The sequence below is a fragment of the Sphingomonas sp. genome, from assembly GCF_035555815.1.
In the GTDB taxonomy this organism is placed as follows: domain Bacteria; phylum Pseudomonadota; class Alphaproteobacteria; order Sphingomonadales; family Sphingomonadaceae; genus Sphingomonas.
Genome location: NZ_DATMGG010000016.1, coordinates 1 through 2,279 on the forward strand (window position 1 = coordinate 1; position 2,279 = coordinate 2,279).

General features: G+C 66.9%; 4 protein-coding genes. All 4 read left to right on the forward strand.

The annotated features are described in order from the left end of the window. The coding region (locus VNR91_RS00865) for a queuosine precursor transporter (protein ID WP_325488908.1) at positions 1–516 on the forward strand (516 nt) is incomplete at its 5' end. 76 nt (positions 517–592) lie between these two features. Continuing rightward, positions 593–1,492 carry an acetylglutamate kinase gene (gene argB, locus VNR91_RS00870; protein WP_325488909.1) on the forward strand — a complete coding sequence of 300 codons (900 nt, stop codon included), beginning with the start codon at positions 593–595 and terminating at the stop codon, positions 1,490–1,492. 47 nt (positions 1,493–1,539) lie between these two features. Beyond that, complete coding sequence (locus VNR91_RS00875) at positions 1,540–1,836, forward strand: YggT family protein (RefSeq protein ID WP_325488910.1); 297 nt, start codon at positions 1,540–1,542, stop codon at positions 1,834–1,836. After that, entirely contained in the window at positions 1,833–2,135 is a 303-nt protein-coding gene (locus VNR91_RS00880; RefSeq protein WP_325488911.1) for a DUF167 domain-containing protein, read from the forward strand. Before VNR91_RS00875 ends, VNR91_RS00880 begins: the two co-directional genes overlap by 4 nt. Positions 2,136–2,279 lie beyond the last annotated feature (144 nt).

Consider the following 2,279-nt stretch of genomic DNA (forward strand, 5'->3'; position numbering starts at 1 on the left):
ATCTTCGGTTTCCTGATCCTCGTGGTGATTTCCAGCGCGGTGGCCGAACTCTATGGCCAGAGCACCGCGACGGGGCTGGTGCGGCTGGGCTTCGTCCCGCTGTTCGTCTCCGCCGCGCTGATCCAGCTCGTGCTGTGGCTGCCGCACGACGCGGGCATGTATCCGCCGGCGGTGGATGCCTTTCCGATCGTGGTGGGACAGGGCATCCGCATGATGCTGGCCGGGTTCATCTCCTACGGCACGTCGCAGACGCTCAACGTGTTCATCTTTTCGCGGCTCAAGGCGCCGGAGGGCGCCGGGCGACTGGTGTGGCTGCGCGGCATGATCGCCAGCGTGGTGTCGCAGGTGGTCGACACGGTGCTGTTCATCACCATCTCGTTCCTGGGCGTGCGCCCGATCCTCGACCTGATGCTGGGGCAGATGCTGGCCAAGGTGGTGCTGTCGATCGTGCTGGTGCCGGTGCTGATCACCGGCTTCGTCTGGCTCGGCCGCCGGCTGGACGCGCGCGCGGCCTGATTGCCTTTCCCGCTCGTCTCTCCCGCTCGCATGAACGGGGTTGGGGAAACGCATGTGTGTCACTAAACAGCCGCGCATGACCGATCACGCCCCTTCGCCCGCCATGCTCGCCAAGGCGGAAACGCTGACCGAAGCGTTGCCGTACCTCCAACGGTACACCGGCAAAACCTTTGTCGTGAAATACGGCGGCCACGCGATGGGCGATCCCGAACTGGCGCGCGATTTCGCCGAGGACGTGGTGCTGCTCAAGATGGTCGGCATCAACGTCGTCGTCGTGCATGGCGGCGGGCCGCAGATCGGCGCGATGCTCAAGCGGCTGGGCGTCGAATCGCGCTTTCACGACGGGCTGCGGATCACCGACAAGGCGACCGCCGAGATCGCCGAGATGGTGCTGGCCGGATCGATCAACAAGGAGATCGTGGCGTGGATCGCCTCCGCCGGCGGGCGCGCGGTCGGCATTTCGGGCAAGGATGCCGGGCTGGTCCGGGCGGAGAAGGTGACCCGCGCCGCCCCGGACAAGCTCCAGGGGATCGAGCGCCACGTCGACCTGGGCTTCGTCGGCGAACCGGTGGAAGTGCGCCCCGGAATCCTCGACACGCTGTCGGCGCAGGGCTTCATTCCGGTGGTGGCGCCGGTCGCGCTGGGCGCCGACGGCGAGACCTACAACGTCAACGCCGATACCATGGCCGGCGCGATCGCCGCCGCCGCCGGCGCCTCGCGCTTCTTCCTGCTCACCGACGTGGCCGGGGTGCTCGATAAGTCGGGTGCGCTGCTCAGCGACCTGCGCCCGGCCGATGTCGAGCGGCTGCGCGCCGACGGCACCATTTCGGGCGGCATGATCCCCAAGCTGGAAACCTGCGTCAACGCGGTCCAGCGCGGGGTCGACGCGGCAGTGATCATCGACGGGCGCATCCCGCACGGCATGTTGCTGGAGATCTTCACCGAACGCGGCATCGGCACGCTGGTCCGGCGCTGATCGGCACGCTATCTATCGCCGATACCGATCCGAAAGGCTGACACGCTTTGAACACGATTTTCGACATCCTGCTGTACCTGATCATGATCGCGCGCTGGATCATCATCATCCAGATCATCGTGTCGCTGCTGGTCTCGTTCAACGTGGTCAACCGGCACAACCAGTTCGTCGATTCGATCTATCGCGGGCTGGAGGCGGTTACCGAGCCGGTCTATCGCCCGATCCGCCGCATCCTGCCCGATACCGGGCCGATCGACTTCGCGCCGATGGTGGCGTTGATCGCGCTGGTCATCCTCAACATCATCATCGTCAACCAGTATCAGAGCGTCGTCTATTCGATGTGAGCGGCTGGACCGAACGGCCCGACGGGCTGATGCTGAGCGTGCGGGTGACGCCGCGCGCGTCGCGCAACGCGATCGGACCCGGCCCGGGTGAGGCATTCGCGGTACGGCTGACCGCGCCGCCGGTCGATGGCGAGGCCAATGCCGCGCTGATCGCTTTTCTGGCCAGGGCGTTCGGCGTGGCGAAGCGCGACGTGACGATCGCTGGCGGGGAGACGGGGCGCAACAAGCGAATCGCGATCGCCGGCGATCCGTTGGCACTGGCCGGGATCGCCGCACGACTTTATGGAGACGGCCCATGACGGCAAGGATCATCGATGGAAAGGCCGCCGCAGCGCGGCTGCGCGAGCGGGTGGCGGGCGTCGCCGCCAGCTTCTGGGCGGCATCGGGGCGACAGGCCGGGCTGGCGGTGGTGCTGGTCGGCGATGATCCGGCCTCGAACGTCT

Bases quoted from the DNA above. Each gene is read 5' to 3' on its own strand.
- argB (WP_325488909.1), top strand. From the start codon at position 593: ATGACCGATCACGCCCCTTCGCCCGCCATGCTCGCCAAGGCGGAAACG.